Origin of the sequence: Tepidicaulis marinus (assembly GCF_000739695.1) — a bacterium.
GTDB lineage: Bacteria > Pseudomonadota > Alphaproteobacteria > Parvibaculales > Parvibaculaceae > Tepidicaulis > Tepidicaulis marinus.
The window spans coordinates 1-15,719 of the sequence record NZ_BBIO01000019.1; the positions used below are offsets into that span (position 1 = coordinate 1).

Consider the following 15,719-nt stretch of genomic DNA (forward strand, 5'->3'; position numbering starts at 1 on the left):
GATAAAGCGCATGGGCCTCGGCAATGGCGGCGATTTCGGCGCGGCGTTTTTGGCTCATCACCGCGCCGGTCGGGTTTTGCAGCGTTGGGACGAGAAAGAGCGCGCGCGGGCGCTGGGTGCGGCAGGCTTCTTCCAAGGCTTCCGGCACGATGCCTTCTTCATCGAGCGGCAGCGGTTTGAGGCGGCGGCCGGCAAGGCGGCACTGGGTGTGAATGACGTGATAGGTCAGCGCTTCACCAAGGACGAGATCGCCGGGCTCGGTTGCGATCATCAGCGCCGTCATCAACGCCTGCTGCGCGCCGCTGCACAGGACCAGATGCTGCGGGTCGGCGGTGAAGCCGGGCGCGGCCAGCCAGTCCGCGGCCAAGGCGCGGTCCTCGCCGGTCTGATCGGCGCTGTAATAATCGGCAAGGCTCATGCGCAGGGCGTTCTGGCGCAACACGTCCTCGGCGGCCTGGGCCACGGCGGCATGTTGGCCGATAGGGGCGGGCAGATTGGCTTTCAGCGGGATCGGTGTTTCGGGGGCGATGCGCAGGAAACTTGCCGAGCCGACGCCCCGCCCGTAAGAGCCCGGCTGCTGGGGGGCAAGCACATGGGTGCCGCGCCCGACCGTGCCTTCCACAAGACCCCTCCGGGCGGCGAGATCATATGCCCGGCTGACCGTGCCGACGGTGACGCCGAGATCATAGGCAAGAGCGCGCTGGGGCGGCAGCTTTTCGCCGGGGGCGAGGCGGCCTTCCTGCACCGCCTTTTCGATCGCATCGGCAATCGCCACATACCGGGGCGCGTGCGGGGTTTCCGGCCCGGTGTCCGAGGAAAGCGCGGCGCGCAGCTCTGCTGAGATAATTGTCATGGTGTCAATGTATTGATTGAACCTCTTCAATTGATCCTTACATTGCCCGTATCGAAACGCAACCGCCCAGAGGGGGCTCCCATGGAACTGCCGATTTATCAGGTCGATGCCTTTGCCGAAAAACCGTTCGAGGGCAATCCGGCGGCGATCGTGCCGCTGACAAGCTGGCTGCCGGAAGAGGTGATGCTGGCGATTGCGGCGGAGAACAATCTGGCGGAGACGGCCTTTTTCGTGCCGGCTCCTGGCGGGGCAGATGCGGCAGGCGGGCGCTATCATTTGCGCTGGTTCACGCCGACCGTGGAGGTGGACCTTTGCGGCCATGCGACGCTGGCAAGCGCGCATGTGCTCTTCACGCATCTGGCGCCCGGCCTCAAAGACGTGCGCTTCGAGACCCGCAGCGGCGAGCTGACCGTCACGCGGGAAGAAAGCGGGCGCCTGCAAATGGATTTCCCCGCCCGGCCGATGAAACCGGCCGCCGCGCCCGAAGGGCTGGCCGAGGCGCTCGGCACGCGCCCGCTCGGCGTTTTGAAAGGCGTGAACCTGATGGCGCTCTTCGACAAAGCAGAAGATGTGGCGGCGCTGCGCCCCGATGTTCTGAAGCTGATGCGGCTCTGCGCCCCGCTCAATGTCGGACTGATTGCCAGCGCGCCCGGCCAGGAAGGCAGCGGCATCGATTATGTCTCGCGCTTCTTTGCGCCCGCCCATGGCATCAACGAGGACCCGGTGACGGGTTCGGCCCATTGCGACAGCGGGCCTTATTGGGCCAAGCGGCTCGGCAAGGACGCGCTGGTGGCGCGGCAGATTTCCAAACGCGGCGGCACGGTGCATTTGCGCATCAAGGGCGAGCGGGTGGAGCTTGCCGGGACCTGCGCCGATTTCCTGCAAGGCACAATCCATATCTGAGTTTGATTTCTCCAGGCCGCGTGCGGTTTCGTCCGGCTTGAGAAGAGGTCTTCGCGAAGGAGTGAGCGATGAGCTGGCAGGCTTTCATCGGGGTCTTTCTGTTCGGCTTTGTGACCATTGCAACGCCGGGCCCAGCCAATCTCGCCTTGATGGCGGCAGGAGCGGGCGCAGGCGTCAAACGTGGCGTGCCGTTTCTTGCGGGCATTTGGGGCGGCGGCTTTGCGGTGCTTGTGGCCATGGGCGCGGGGCTCGGTGTTTTGCTGGCAAGCGTGCCCGATCTTTACCGCGCGCTGCAGGTCGCCGGGATCTGTTACATCGTCTATCTCGCCGTGCGCATCGTGCGGGCGGGCGGGCCGGGGAGGCATGAAACCGCCGAGCCGCCCTCTTTCTGGGCGGGGCTTCTGGTGCATCCACTCAACCCGAAAATCTATGCCATGACCATGACGGGCTTTACCGCGTTCCTCACGCCGGGCGCAGCATACGGGCCGCAGGCCTTTGCGACGGGGGCGGTGCTGATGGGGCTCATGCTGCTATGCACTTCGGCTTGGCTCGCGCTCGGAGAAGGGCTGAGCGCGCTCATGGCCGGGGCACGGCGCGGGTTTTATCTGCGCTTGTTTCTTGCAGGCGCCATGGTGATCTCGGTGCTTTTGCCGCTTTTTTCCGGTCCCGTGGGATTTGAGATTTAAGCGCGCAATTTCCTCAGCGCGCTAAGCAAGCGGGCAAGGTCTTCCTCGTCATTATAAAGATGCGGCGTTACGCGCATGGACGTCCCGCGCACGGAGACATGAATGTTCTGCTCGCGCAGGCGGGTGAGAAGATCGCCCGGTATGCCGCCCGGAAAGCGCAGGCCAAGATAGTGCCCGGCGCGGCGGGAAAGGGGCGCGGCTTCAAGACCGAGTCCGGCGGCCCCTTTGGCTAGAAAGCCCGTCTTGGCGGCAAGGGCGCTTGCGATGTTTTCAACGCCCCAGCCTAAAAGCAGTTCAAGGGAGGCTTTGAAGACCGGCATGAGATGGAAACTCGAGCGCTCGCCCATATCGAAGCGGCGCGCGCCCGGCTGATATTCATATTGGTAATCGACGAGGCGGGCGAAATCTTCCGAGCCTTTGCGGTTCAGCCAGTTTTCCTCCACCGGGCGGCCCTGATGCCATTTCGGCGCGATGTAGGCCGCGCCAAGTGAATAAGGCCCGAGCAGCCATTTGTAACTCGCCGCGACCATGATGTCGGGCTGGACGGCCTCGGCATCGAAAGGCAGGGCGCCGGCGGATTGGGTTAGATCGAGGACGAGTGCTGCGCCATGAGCGCGGGCCTTTTTGCCGATGGCCGTCAGATCGATCAGCGCGCCGTCGGTCCAGTGACAATGGGGCAGGGCGATAATGCCGGTCCGGTCGCCGATCGCCTCCAGAATGAGCGGTGTCCAGTCGGCGCCGGGCATGTTGTCCGGCGCATTTTCCGGCGGATCGAGCAGGCGGAGCTTGCCGCCTTTTTCCTCGGCAAGGCGCATCCAGGGATAGACGTTGGAGGGGAACTGCTCCTGCAGCGCCAGAATTTCCTGTCCCGGCTCGAGCGGCAGATTCTTGGCGGCAATCGCCACGCCGTAGGAGGCGGCGGGCACGATGGCGATATTGTCCGCCCGTGTGTTGATGAGCTGGGCGAAAAGCGCGCGCACGGCCTCGGCATCGGAAAAGAAATGATCCGAGGTCAGGTGCCAGGGCTGGCCCTTGGCGGCGACGGCCGCCTGGCCCGCGGCGATAGACGCCTTGGGCAGGGGCGACATGTAAGCGCAGTTCAAATAAGTGACGTCTGCTGGAATATCGAAAACGTGCCGCTGGGAAGGGATCATGCGGGCCGGGCTCCGGCGGATAAGGGTTCTTAAGGATATTTGCCGTTTCACGTCCACTATGACGGAGAAGAGACGAAAGACAAAAAGGCAAAAACGTCATTTGACAGCGCCGGGGCGGAGGCATATATCGGCTGCGGGCCACCTTCCCCCACCGGAAGGCGACTATCTGAGAGGATAGATAGATCATATGACGCATACACGTCCGGCCGCTCGCCCGGCCAATCCGCACTTCTCGTCCGGTCCCTGCGCGAAACGCCCGGGATGGACCATCCAAAATCTCCAAGATGCCGCCCTCGGGCGCAGCCACCGTGCCAAGATCGGCAAGGCCAAGCTGAAAGAAGCGATCGACCGCACCCGCGCCGTGCTCGGTGTGCCGGAAGATTACCGCATCGGCATTGTGCCCGCCTCCGATACCGGCGCGGTCGAAATGGCCATGTGGTCGCTGCTCGGCGCGCGCGGCGTCGATATTCTGGCCTGGGAAAGCTTCGGCGCGGGCTGGGTGAGCGATGCCAAGAAGCAGCTCAAGCTCGAAGACATCCGCGTGTTCGAAGCCGATTACGGCAAGCTGCCCGACCTTTCCAAAGTCGATTGCAACCGCGATGTGGTCTTCACCTGGAACGGCACAACCTCGGGTGTGCGCGTGCCGAACGGCAACTGGATTGCTGCGGACCGCGAAGGGCTGACGATTTGCGATGCAACCTCTGCCGCCTTCGCGCAAGACTTGCCCTGGGCCAAACTCGACGTAACGACCTTCTCCTGGCAGAAAGTCATGGGCGGGGAAGCAGCGCATGGGATGCTGATCCTGTCGCCGCGCGCCGTGGAACGCCTTGAAAATTACACGCCGGCCTGGCCGCTGCCGAAAATTTTCCGTCTGACGAAAGGCGGCAAGCTTATCGAAGGCATCTTCAAGGGCGAGACGATCAACACCCCCTCCATGCTGGCGGTGGAAGATTATCTCGACGCGTTGAAATGGGCCGAATCCATCGGCGGGCTTGCCTCGCTGCAGGGGCGCGCCAATGCCAACCTTGCCATGCTCTCCGATTGGGTGGAGCGCACGGGCTGGGTGGATTTTCTTTGCGAGGAAGTGGACAACCGTTCCAACACCTCCGTTTGCCTGAAAATCACCGATCCGAAGGTCGCCGCCCTTGATGCGGACGGCCAGGCCGCTTTCGCCAAGAAGCTCGTGACGCTTCTGGACGAGGAAGGCATTGCCTATGACATCGGCTCTTACCGCGATGCGCCGGCCGGCCTTCGCATCTGGGCCGGGGCAACGGTTGAAGTTTCGGACATGCAGGCGCTCCTGCCCTGGCTCGATTGGGCCTTCGGGGAAGCGCTCGCCTCGCTGGAAGCCGCGTAACCGGTTTCCATTCTGGTTTTCAACACAGGTTTTAAAAGCGGGCGGCCCATGAAAGTGCCGCCCCGCTTTCCCAATTCAAAATCCCATTTGAGGAGGCAGGCATGCCGAAGGTCCTTATTTCCGATAAGCTTTCTCCCGCTGCCATCGATATTTTCAAGCAGCGCGGCGTCGAGGTGGACGTTAAAACTGGGCTCGAGCGCGACGAGCTGATCAAGATCATCGATCAATATGACGGACTGGCGATCCGCTCGGCCACGAAAGTGACGCAGCCCGTCATCGATGCGGCCAAGAATCTGAAGGTCGTGGGCCGCGCGGGGATCGGCGTCGACAATGTCGACATTCCCGCGGCAACCGCCAAGGGCATCATCGTGATGAACACGCCCTTTGGCAATTCCATCACCACCGCCGAACATGCCATTGCCATGATGATGGCGCTGGCGCGCGACATTCCCCAGGCCAACGCCTCCACCCATGCAGGCAAGTGGGAAAAGTCCAAATTCATGGGCGTGGAAGTGACGGCGAAAACGCTCGGCATCATCGGCTGCGGCAATATCGGCTCCATCGTTGCCGACCGCGCGCTTGGCCTGCGCATGAAGGTCGTCGCCTTCGACCCGTTCCTGACCCCGGAGCGGGCGCAGGATCTCGGCGTTGGGAAAGTCGAGCTCGACGAGCTTCTGACGCGCGCCGATTTCATCACGCTGCACACGCCGCTCACCGACAAGACACGCAACATCATCGACGCGAATGCCATTGCGAAGATGAAGGACGGCGTGCGCATCGTGAACTGCGCGCGCGGCGGGCTTGTCGTCGAGGCCGATCTGAAAGCTGCGCTTGAAAGCGGCAAGGTGGCAGGCGCAGCGCTCGATGTGTTCGAAGAAGAGCCGGCGAAAGAGAACCCGCTGTTCGGCATGGAAAACGTCATTTGCACGCCGCATCTCGGGGCTTCCACCTCCGAGGCGCAGGAAAACGTCGCTCTGCAGGTGGCCGAGCAGATCGCCGATTATCTTCTCACCGGCGCGGTGACGAACGCGATCAACATGCCTTCTATCTCCGCCGATGAAGCGCCGAAGCTTTCACCCTTCGTCAAGCTGGCCGATCTTCTGGGCTCCTTTGCCGGTCAGCTCACGGAGACGGGGATCGAATCCGTCACGCTTGAATATGAAGGCGAAGTGGCGGGCATGAACACGCGCGCGCTGACCAATGCAGCGCTTTGCGGGCTGTTGAAGCCGCTTCTGGCGGATGTGAACGTTGTTTCCGCTCCCGTGCTTGCCAAGCAGCGCGACATCAATGTGGAAGAAGTGAAGCGGGAAGAGCCGCGCGGCGTTTATGAAACCTATATGCGCCTTACGGTGAAAACCGAGCGCCAGGAACGCTCGGTGGCCGGCACCGTCTTCTCCGACGGCAAGCCGCGCCTTATTCAGGTGAAGGGCATGAATATGGAAGCGGAGCTTGGGCCCCACATGCTCTATGTCACCAACGAAGACAAGCCCGGTTTCATCGGCGCGCTTGGCTCCGTGCTCGGCAATGCCGGGGTCAATATCGCCAACTTCAACCTGGGCCGCACCGGCGCTGGCGCGGATGCGATCGCGCTGATCGAGGTTGATCAGGAAGTGACGGAAGACGTGCTGAAAGCGGTGAACGAGCTGCCGCATGTGCGCCAGGCCAAAGCACTGAAATTCTAAGCGTCCTTACGCAGAGAAACGAAGACGGCCTTCCGGCTTGCCGGGAGGCCGTTTTATTTTGAAGCGTTTGCGCAGGGGCGGATGGTGAGCCCTTCGGGCAGGCGGGTGCGGGTATCGCCGCAGGCATAATCGAGCTGTGCCTGGGTGAGACCTTTCCCATAGCGCAGATCCGCGCCTGAAAGATCCGCTTTGTAAAAATCCATGCCCGCAAGGTTCGAGCGACGCAGGTCCGCATCGTGCAAAACCGCCTCGCGGAAGCGGGCTTTGTCGGCCATGTCGATTTCCGTCATGTCGGCGCCGGTCAGATTGGCGCCGGTGAAATCCGCTCCCTCGATCCAGACGCCGAGCATGCGCGCGTTCGTGAGATCGGCAAGGCGCAGGTCCGCGCCGGTGAGAAGCGCGCCTTGCAGCCGCGTGCCGCGCAGATTGGCGCGGGAAAGATTGGCGCCCATCAGGCGGGAGGCGGAAAAATCCGCTTCCTCCAGATTGGCCTCGCGCATATCCGCATGGCGCAGATTGGCGATGCGGTAAAGCCCGCCGGAAAAATCCCCCCGCGTCAGCGTGCAGCGCATGCAAGCATTGATGCGCTTGCCTTGTCCGGCGCGCAGCGCCGCCATGCCCGCTTCATCGAGCGGCGGCAGTTCCTGTTCTTTCAAGCGCTCCGTGCCGTTCTGCGTGCCAAGCGGCTGCGGCGCAGCGATGGATTTGGCGGGCGGGGCAAGCGCTATACGCAAGGACAGGGGCTCGGGCTCCGGCGCGGTGAGCCACCAGGGCGAGGCAAGCAGGATATGGAGGCAGAGCGAGAGGAGAATGGCGGTTGCCACATCGTCGGGCGCAAGGGCTGCGGGGCTGAGTGCATCCTCGCTGCCCGCCCGGCGCCGGGCGGCGATTTTGGCAAAAAGGCGCGCGGCAAAGGTGCCGAACGGCGTTCCTTCCCGGTCCCCCTCCAGCGGCATATGGGCCGCGCCTTCCCCAAGGCGGGCGGCTTCTGCGGAAATGGCCATGCCGTCCTTCGTCCCCCATTTCGTTCAATCTGGCCCGATTCGCGCGCAAAGGCGCGAAATGCCGCGGAAACCCGCGTGAGGCCAGCTCGGACTTTCATTCTGCGGGCAATCGGTTTAAAACCTCTCAAAGCCTCCCTTGGGTCCGGTCTTGCCGTTTCCAGCGGGGGCTTTCCTCATGTTTCGGGCGGAAATCCGGGCTTTCCGGGCGCTCTGCCCCTTAAACCCGTCGGTGATAGATATGGCGAATGTGGCAGTTGTCGGCTCCCAGTGGGGGGACGAGGGCAAAGGCAAGATTGTGGACTGGCTGTCGGAGCGCGCGGATGTCGTGGTGCGTTTTCAGGGCGGGCATAACGCGGGCCATACGCTGGTCATTGACGGGGTGACCTACAAGCTCTCGCTTCTGCCCTCGGGCATCGTGCGCAAGGGCAAGATGTCGGTGCTCGGCAATGGCGTGGTCATCGACCCCTGGGCGCTGGTAAAGGAAATCGATGCGCTCGGCGAAATGGGCATCGAGGTGACGCCGGACAATCTGAAGATCGCGGAAAACGCGGTGCTCATTCTGCCGGTGCATCAGGAACTCGACGTCATCCGCGAAAGCTCGAACACGGGCACGCGCATCGGCACGACGAAGCGCGGCATCGGCCCGGCCTATGAAGACAAGGTAGGCCGGCGCGCCATCCGGGTGATGGATCTGGCCGCGCCCGAAACGCTGGAAGACAAAGTCGCCAAGCTGCTCGATCACCACAATGCGCTGCGCCGCGGGCTCGGCCAGGCGGAGGCGGATCCCGCCGCGCTCACCCGGCAGCTGAAAGAGGTTGCGCCGCGCATTCTGCCCCATGTTTCTTCCGTTTGGCGCTATCTCGACGATGTGCGCCGCAAGGGCCAGCGCATTCTCTTTGAAGGGGCGCAAGGCACGCTGCTCGATATCGACCATGGCACCTATCCTTATGTCACCTCCTCCAACACGGTGGCGGGGCAGGCGGCCACGGGCTCGGGCATGGGCCCCGGCGCGATCGATTATGTGCTCGGCATCACCAAGGCCTATACGACGCGGGTGGGCGAGGGGCCGTTCCCGACCGAGCTTGACGATGAGATGGGCCAGCGGCTCGGCGAGCGCGGGCGCGAGTTCGGCACGGTGACGGGGCGCAAGCGGCGCTGCGGCTGGTTCGATGCGGTGCTGGTGCGCCAGGCCATCAAGACGAACGGCATGACGGGCATCGCGCTCACCAAGCTCGATGTGCTGGACGGGTTCGACGAAATCAAAATCTGCACGGGCTATGAGCTCGACGGTGAGCTCATCAAATATCTTCCCGCTTCCGCCACGCTGCAGGCGCGGGTCAAACCGGTTTATGAAACGCTGGAAGGCTGGAAGGAAAGCACCTATGGCGCGCGCTCTTGGGTCGATCTGCCCGCGCAGGCGGTGAAATATGTGCGTCATGTGGAAGAGCTGATCGAAGCGCCGGTGGCGCTGCTTTCCACTTCGCCGGAGCGGGACGACACGATCCTGATGCAGGATCCTTACGAGGACTGATCTTTTTCACGGACGTGAACGGATCAATGGCGGCCATCATGGCCGCCATTTTTTTGCGCATGAGACAGATTGTTCTGCCAACTGAAAACTTTCTTTTAGCGCGGCGATCTGCCACAGTTTCGCCATGAGTTTGAGAGAATGTCTGAGCTCGCAAGCAGGTAAGTGCTGCTGACATAGGGGGTTTTACGTCATGAAGAATATTCTCGTAAAAGGTGCGTTGCCGATTCTCTTCGCAAGTGCCTTCGTTCTGGCCGGTTGCGGCGAAGACAAACAGGAAGAGCAAACCAGCGAAGACACGTCCGTTTCCGAAGAGATGAACGAAGCGGGCGAGGCTATGGGCACCGCCGCTGAAGAAACGGGCGAAGCCATGGGCGCTGCGGCGGAAGAAGCCGGCGCGATGATGGAAGATGCGGCGGATGCGACGATGGATGCCGCTTCCGATGCGATGGAAGCGACCGAGGAAGCGGGTGAAGAAGCCGCTGCTGAGGGCGAGGCTGCCATGGAAGAAGGCGCCGGCGAGATGGAAGCCGAGGCCGATGCTGAAATGGAAGCGTCTACGGAAGAAGGCGACGCGAAAGCTGCCGAATAAGCTTTTTCCGGCGCAGTTTGGAAACCGGCCCTTTATTTCAGGGGCCGGTTTTTCTTTGTCTTTTATGTGCTCCGCTCTGCCATGATTTCACCAAGTTGCCGCGTAAGGTGATTTTGGTGGTCCGGCACAAAGGGAGGTGCGCGATGAGGAAGGTCAAAGCGGTATTGGCCGCTCCGTTTCTGGCAGGGGCTCTTCTGCTCTTCACAGGCCTTGCAGGATGCGGGGAAGCTTCCGAGGAAAGCGCGGCCGGGGAAACGGGCCTGCCTGCCGAGGTGAAGCTGCAGAACTGGATCGCCATTCTCAATCTGATGCCGGGGCCGGGTCCCGCAAGCTTTTATGTCACGGGCGAGGTGGAGCTGCCCGCCAGCAATTATGAGGCCCGGCTCGTCAAGCGCGTGCCCCAGGGCATCAATCCCAAGGTTCTGATGCTCGATCTCGTGCTGGAGCCGCTCAAGGTCCCAGGCACCCAGGCGCTGGAATGGCACCTCGTGCGCTATGAGGAAGAGGCGGCACGCGGCGCGGGCGCGCCTTACGAGCAGATCGAGATTTTCTATCAGGGCAATCGCCTCAAGCGGATCATGGATATTAAGGTCGCGCAATAGACCTTTCCGGCCAATCCGCAACCTCAAAGCACGATCGGCCCTTTACGGGGCGGGCGGGGAGAGTCACACTGCCCCTGTTCCGAGGGGTGTTTGCGCAGGTAGACTGAACAGGCAGACTGAGATGGCCGAGGCCGAACCCTTCGAACCTGATCCGGGTCATACCGGCGAAGGGACGGAATACAAAGGTCGCCCCCGCTCGCTTTCCCGGATTTCCGAGTCACAGATGTCTTTCAGGCACTCAGGAGATCCACGATGAACGTTCACGTCAAACCGCAAGTCACGACCGGCCCTCTGCCTGCCTCGCGCAAGGTCTATACCGGTGCGCCGGGCGCCGAAGAGCTGAAAGTTCCTTTCCGGGAAATTTCGCTGCATGAAAGCGCTAATGAGCCGCCCGTGCGCGTCTATGACACGTCCGGTCCTTATTCCGATCCCGATGCGGTGATCGATCTTGAAAAGGGCCTGCCGCGCACGCGCACCGCATGGGTCAAGCGCCGCGGCAATGTGGAAGAATATGAAGGCCGGGATGTGCGCCCGGAGGACAATGGCAATGTCTCCGGCACGCATCTGGCCGAGGCTTTTCCCATTCGCCACAAGCCGCTGCGCGGCACGGGCGACGGGCCGCTCACCCAGTTCGAATTTGCCCGCGCCGGGATCATCACCGAAGAAATGCGCTATATCGCGGCGCGCGAGAATATGGGCCGGGCAGAGGCGCTGGAAAGCGCGGCGCATAAAGTGGCGGAAGGGGAAAGCTTCGGCGCCAATATCCCCGAATTCATCACGCCGGAATTCGTGCGCGATGAAGTGGCCGCGGGCCGCGCCATCATTCCGGCCAATATCAATCACCCCGAGCTTGAGCCGATGATCATCGGGCGCAATTTCCTGGTGAAGATCAACGCCAATATCGGCAATTCCGCCGTGACGTCTTCGGTTGCTGAGGAAGTGGACAAGATGGTCTGGGCGACGCGCTGGGGCGCGGACAATGTCATGGACCTTTCCACGGGCCGCAACATTCACAACACGCGCGAATGGATCATCCGCAATTCGCCGGTGCCGATCGGCACGGTGCCGATCTATCAGGCGCTGGAAAAAGTGGACGGTGTCGCCGAAGACCTGACCTGGGAGATTTACCGGGACACGCTGATCGAGCAGGCCGAGCAGGGGGTGGATTATTTCACCATCCATGCGGGCGTGCGGCTGGCTTACGTGCCGATGACGGCAAAGCGCGTGACGGGCATCGTCTCGCGCGGCGGGTCCATCATGGCCAAATGGTGCCTTGCCCATCACAAGGAAAGTTTCCTTTACGAGCATTTTGAAGACATTTGCGACATCATGCGCGCTTATGACGTCTCCTTCTCGCTCGGCGACGGGCTGCGCCCCGGCTCCATTGCCGATGCCAATGACGAGGCGCAATTCGCCGAGCTCGAAACATTGGGCGAGCTAACGCAGATTGCTTGGGCTAAGGGCTGCCAGGTCATGATCGAAGGGCCGGGCCATGTGCCCATGCACAAGATCAAGGTCAATATGGACAAGCAGCTCAAAGAATGCGGCGGCGCGCCCTTCTATACGCTTGGCCCGCTCACCACCGACATTGCGCCGGGCTATGACCACATCACCTCCGGCATCGGGGCGGCGATGATCGGCTGGTTCGGCTGCGCCATGCTTTGCTATGTGACGCCGAAGGAGCATCTCGGCCTGCCCAATAGGGACGATGTGAAAGAGGGCGTGATCACCTACAAGATCGCCGCTCATGCGGCGGATCTGGCCAAGGGCCATCCGGCGGCGCAGATGCGCGATGACGCGCTTTCACGGGCGCGTTTCGAATTCCGCTGGGAAGATCAGTTCAATCTGGCGCTCGACCCGGAACGGGCGAAGGAGTTCCACGATCAGACCCTGCCGAAGGAAGCCCATAAGGTGGCGCATTTCTGCTCTATGTGCGGACCGAAATTCTGCTCCATGAAGATCACGCAGGAAGTGCGCGAATATGCCGAAAGCGGCATGGCGGAGATGGCAAGCGAGTTCCGCAATTCCGGCTCGAAACTTTACATGGAAGAAGGCGATGTGGCGGCGCTGAAGCGCAGCAATAAAGCGCTGGGCTGACCGGACTTTGCGTTTGCCTTACGATTTGACGGCTGTCCGGAAAAATCTGGACAGCCGTCAAGTTTTTTGTGAGTCTTTGTCAAGTTTCGGTAGTTGCCTTGTCTTTCGTCACCCTCGGGCTTGACCCGAGGGTCCATGCGGACTTCCTGCTTGCCGGGCCGCTTCATGGATGCTCGGGTCAAGCCCGAGCATGACGAGCAAAGAATGGGCGGGCAGCACAACAACAAGAAGAACCCAAGAGATGGCGCTCGAGGAACAGCATAAAGAGGACACGCAAAAGCGCCGCCCGGGCCGGCCGGCCAAGGGCGATGAGGCGATCTCGCGCGAGGAGCTTCTGGAAGCTGCGCTGAAGGCCTTTGCCGAGCGGGGCTATGAAGGGGTGTCGGTGCGCGAGCTGACGCGGCAATGGGATGTCAGCCACAATCTCATTCACCATCATTTCGGCTCCAAGGAGGGGCTTTGGAAAGCTGCCGTCGATCATGCGGTGCGCAAACTGCCCGAAGGGATCAACGATTTGCTCTCGCCGGACGCGCCGGAGGGTGAGGAGATCGAGCGCATTCACGAGGCAAGCTACCGCATTGCGCTGATGGCTGCGACGCATACGGATTATTTCAAGGTGCTGATGGACGAGTCCTCCCAAGGGGGGCCGCGCTTCGATTACATCTACGAAAATTACATGAAGGCGACGACGGAAACGGTGCAGACCTTTTTCGAGCGGGCCCATGCGCGCGGGGAAGCGCGGGCGATGCCGCCCGGCGTCGGCCATATCATTCTTTTGGGCGCCATCGGCACGCCTTTTACCATGCGCGCGCTCGCGGAGCGGCTGGTGAAGGAAGGTAACCGCCGCCCGCCCACCGTCGAAGAGGGCGCGCGCGCCGTTGCCGATATTCTGGTTTACGGGGTGGTGCAGCCTAAAGCGGAGTGAGGCGCGCACATCATTTCGCCGTGAAGCCATTTCCGTTTGCGCGCCCGCGCCCTACATTAGGCACGAGAGACGATATTGCCCTCAAAGATGGGAGGCCTGCCATGCTATTCCGCAAGAAATCCGAAATGCCGAGCGCAGAGAGCGCGCTGCCGGGACGGGAAATGCCGATCCCGACGGCGCAGAGCCATTTCGTGTCCGGCCGGGCGCTGAAAGGGCCGTTCCCGGAAGGCATGGAACAGGTGATTTTCGGCCTTGGCTGTTTCTGGGGCGCGGAGCGCAAGTTCTGGGAGCTGGACGGCGTCTGGGTCACGGCGGTGGGTTATGCGGCAGGCTTCACGCCCAATCCGACTTACGAGGAAGTGTGCAGCGGGCGCACCGGGCACAATGAAGTCGTGCTGGTGGTTTATGACCCCAAAGTTGTCTCCTTCGACACGCTGCTCAAGACATTCTGGGAGGCCCATGATCCGACGCAGGGCATGCGCCAGGGAAACGATGTGGGCACGCAGTACCGCTCCGGCATTTATGTGACCTCGCCCGCCCAGCGCGAGGCGGCGGAGGCGAGCAAGCGCGCCTATGAAAAGGCGCTTGGCGCGCAGAGTTTTCCGCCGATCACGACGGAGATCAAAGAGGCGCCGGAATTTTATTATGCCGAGGATTATCACCAGCAATATCTTGCCAAGAACCCGCATGGCTATTGCGGGCTGGGCGGCACGGGCGTGAGCTGCCCGATCGGCACGGGCATCGCGGCCGATTAAGAGCCGCGCCTTGAAAAGACAAAACGCCCCGGCAGGACCGGGGCGTTTTTTTGTTGAAGGTTTGCCGCTTATTTCGGTTCGTAGCGGAAGCCCACTTTGATCATGATCTGGAAATGCGCGACCTTGCCGTTTTCGATATGGCCGCGCTGTTCCGTTACCTCGAACCATTCCAGGTTCTTGATGGATTTGGCGGCGGTTTCCACGGCCTGGTTGATCGCATCGTCGATGCTTTTGGTGGAAGAACCGACAATCTCGCTGGTGCCGTAAACGTGACTCATGGGAAGTCTCCTTTCGGTCTTGTTCTTCTCTTCTTCATGAACGCGCGGGCGCGCCGCCCGTTCCTCTTGTCTTTTCTCAATCTGGCAGGGGTCAATCGGGCAGGGGGCGGGTTTTGCGTTCTTCCGCCGCGATGAAGACGGAAAATTTCTGCAACCTGTCGAGATGCGAGAAGGTCGCTTTGATGATGACGAGAATGGGCACGGCGAGCACCGCGCCGATGACGCCCCACATCCAGCCCCAGAAGACGATGGACAGAAACACCATCGCTGCGTTGATCGTATGGCGCCGGCCGATGACGGTGGGCAGCACGAGCTGCGATTCAATGAGGTTGCAGAGGAAATAGAACGCGGGCGGCAAAAGCGCCATGGCCGGGTCGGGCATGGTGAGGAGCCCGGCAATACCCGTCAGCGCCATGCCGATGGCGGGGCCCAGATAGGGAATGTAATTGAGGATCATGCCGGCCGCGCCCCAGAGCACCGGATTGGGCAGGCCGATCGCCCACATGCAAAGACCGATGGCGATGCCGAGGCCGATATTGATCAGCGTGACGGAGACGAGATAGCCGGAAATCTCCCGCTCGATATCGCGGATGATGCGCCGGGCTTTTTCCTTGTCTGAAATGCGCGGCGCGATGCGCACGATCCTGTCGCGCATGAGATGCGTTGTCGCCAGCACGAAATAAAGAAAGACGAAAAAGATTAGCAGCGAGGTACCGACCTCGCCGATCAGCGTGAGCGCGCGGTTGGCAACGCTTGCCTCCTGAACGACGACTTCCTGGCCGGCAGGCTTCCCCTCGCCATTGGCAAAGGAGCCTGCTGCCTCGCGCATCTTTTCCGATGCCGCGCGCATTTCTTCCATCGGCACCGTGATCTTGCGGGTGCGTTCTTGAAATTCTTCTATGGCGCTGGGAATGCGTTCGGCCCATTCGCTGACCGGGTCGGCGAGAAGATATAGCCCGCCGCCGCAAAGCCCGAGCAGTGTGAAGACGATCATCGCGGCGGCTGCAGGATCGGGCAGATGTTTGAGCGGGGAAAGGCGCAGGAGCGGTGTGAAGAGAAACGAGACGACGATGGCGGTGAAGACCGGGGCGATCAGCGCCTGGGCAAGGTAAAGCGTATAGAAAAGCGCCAGGATGGAGAGGAAGCTGAGCGCCGTGCCGGGCAGCATCAATCCGCCAAGGGCGATCCGGCCTACCCCCTCTGTCCCCTCTGCGCCGGGGATGTTGTTCGTATCGTTGTCCTGCACGGTCCGCGTTCCCGGTCTTTAAGAAGGGTTTGGCAGAAGAACGCAGGCGCGGGAGGC

15 protein-coding genes and 1 riboswitch are annotated in these 15,719 nt (G+C 61.8%); of the genes, 10 read left to right on the forward strand and 5 right to left on the reverse strand.

From position 1 onward, the window contains the following. A partial coding sequence (locus tag M2A_RS14655) for an aminotransferase-like domain-containing protein (RefSeq protein WP_156101779.1) occupies positions 1-853 on the reverse strand: 853 nt, incomplete at its 3' end. Between the two features lie 81 nt (positions 854-934). Between M2A_RS14655 and M2A_RS14660 the strand changes: the two genes are divergently transcribed. Both M2A_RS14660 and M2A_RS14665 read left to right on the forward strand, forming a co-directional pair. Then, positions 935-1,756 (forward strand): PhzF family phenazine biosynthesis protein, encoded by an 822-nt coding sequence (locus tag M2A_RS14660; protein WP_045449028.1) that lies wholly within the window; start codon positions 935-937, stop codon positions 1,754-1,756. 68 nt (positions 1,757-1,824) lie between these two features. Next, on the forward strand, positions 1,825-2,442 hold the full coding sequence (locus M2A_RS14665; RefSeq protein WP_052379524.1) for a LysE family translocator: 618 nt from the start codon (positions 1,825-1,827) through the stop codon (positions 2,440-2,442). Here M2A_RS14665 and M2A_RS14670 read toward each other — a convergent pair. After that, on the reverse strand, positions 2,439-3,596 hold the full coding sequence (locus M2A_RS14670; RefSeq protein WP_045449030.1) for an aminotransferase class V-fold PLP-dependent enzyme: 1,158 nt from the start codon (positions 3,594-3,596) through the stop codon (positions 2,439-2,441). The two genes, M2A_RS14665 and M2A_RS14670, sit on opposite strands and share 4 nt — an antisense overlap. 187 nt (positions 3,597-3,783) lie before the next feature. Between M2A_RS14670 and M2A_RS14675 the strand changes: the two genes are divergently transcribed. Then, complete coding sequence (locus tag M2A_RS14675; RefSeq protein ID WP_045449032.1) at positions 3,784-4,953, forward strand: phosphoserine transaminase; 1,170 nt, start codon at positions 3,784-3,786, stop codon at positions 4,951-4,953. 101 nt (positions 4,954-5,054) lie between these two features. Beyond that, a complete protein-coding gene (gene serA / locus M2A_RS14680; protein ID WP_045449034.1) occupies positions 5,055-6,635 on the forward strand; it encodes a phosphoglycerate dehydrogenase in 1,581 nt (526 codons plus the stop codon). Between the two features lie 53 nt (positions 6,636-6,688). On the opposite strand, the gene M2A_RS17570 is transcribed toward serA, so the two are convergent. Beyond that, positions 6,689-7,639: a pentapeptide repeat-containing protein gene (locus M2A_RS17570; protein WP_052379525.1), complete on the reverse strand. Its 951-nt coding sequence runs from the start codon at positions 7,637-7,639 to the stop codon at positions 6,689-6,691. A 238-nt stretch (positions 7,640-7,877) separates the two neighbouring features. Here M2A_RS17570 and M2A_RS14690 point away from each other — a divergent pair, with 238 nt between their 5' ends. The 6 genes from M2A_RS14690 (at position 7,878) to msrA (ending at position 14,138) form a co-directional block, all read left to right on the forward strand. Further along, positions 7,878-9,170, forward strand: coding sequence for an adenylosuccinate synthase (locus M2A_RS14690; protein ID WP_045449035.1), 1,293 nt, complete (start codon positions 7,878-7,880; stop codon positions 9,168-9,170). 190 nt (positions 9,171-9,360) lie between these two features. Next, the gene (locus M2A_RS17575) at positions 9,361-9,759 is read left to right on the forward strand and encodes a hypothetical protein (RefSeq protein ID WP_052379526.1); all 399 of its coding nucleotides are present in this window, start codon (positions 9,361-9,363) and stop codon (positions 9,757-9,759) included. Positions 9,760-9,902: 143 nt separating this feature from the next. Further along, positions 9,903-10,361, forward strand: coding sequence for a hypothetical protein (locus M2A_RS14700; protein WP_045449037.1), 459 nt, complete (start codon positions 9,903-9,905; stop codon positions 10,359-10,361). Between the two features lie 72 nt (positions 10,362-10,433). Next, positions 10,434-10,551, forward strand: a riboswitch (TPP riboswitch). A gap of 62 nt (positions 10,552-10,613) precedes the next feature. Further along, on the forward strand, positions 10,614-12,458 hold the full coding sequence (thiC, locus tag M2A_RS14705; RefSeq protein ID WP_045449040.1) for a phosphomethylpyrimidine synthase ThiC: 1,845 nt from the start codon (positions 10,614-10,616) through the stop codon (positions 12,456-12,458). Positions 12,459-12,699: 241 nt separating this feature from the next. Then, the gene (locus tag M2A_RS17580; RefSeq protein ID WP_052379527.1) at positions 12,700-13,383 is read left to right on the forward strand and encodes a TetR/AcrR family transcriptional regulator; all 684 of its coding nucleotides are present in this window, start codon (positions 12,700-12,702) and stop codon (positions 13,381-13,383) included. Positions 13,384-13,484: 101 nt separating this feature from the next. Next, entirely contained in the window at positions 13,485-14,138 is a 654-nt protein-coding gene (gene msrA, locus M2A_RS14715; protein ID WP_045449041.1) for a peptide-methionine (S)-S-oxide reductase MsrA, read from the forward strand. Between the two features lie 68 nt (positions 14,139-14,206). Here msrA and M2A_RS14720 read toward each other — a convergent pair whose 3' ends face one another. Together M2A_RS14720 and M2A_RS14725 are read right to left on the reverse strand one after the other, a co-directional pair. Further along, the gene (locus M2A_RS14720; RefSeq protein WP_045449043.1) at positions 14,207-14,416 is read right to left on the reverse strand and encodes a dodecin; all 210 of its coding nucleotides are present in this window, start codon (positions 14,414-14,416) and stop codon (positions 14,207-14,209) included. Positions 14,417-14,507: 91 nt separating this feature from the next. After that, positions 14,508-15,662 (reverse strand): AI-2E family transporter, encoded by a 1,155-nt coding sequence (locus M2A_RS14725; protein ID WP_156101780.1) that lies wholly within the window; start codon positions 15,660-15,662, stop codon positions 14,508-14,510. Between the last annotated feature and the right edge of the window lie 57 nt (positions 15,663-15,719).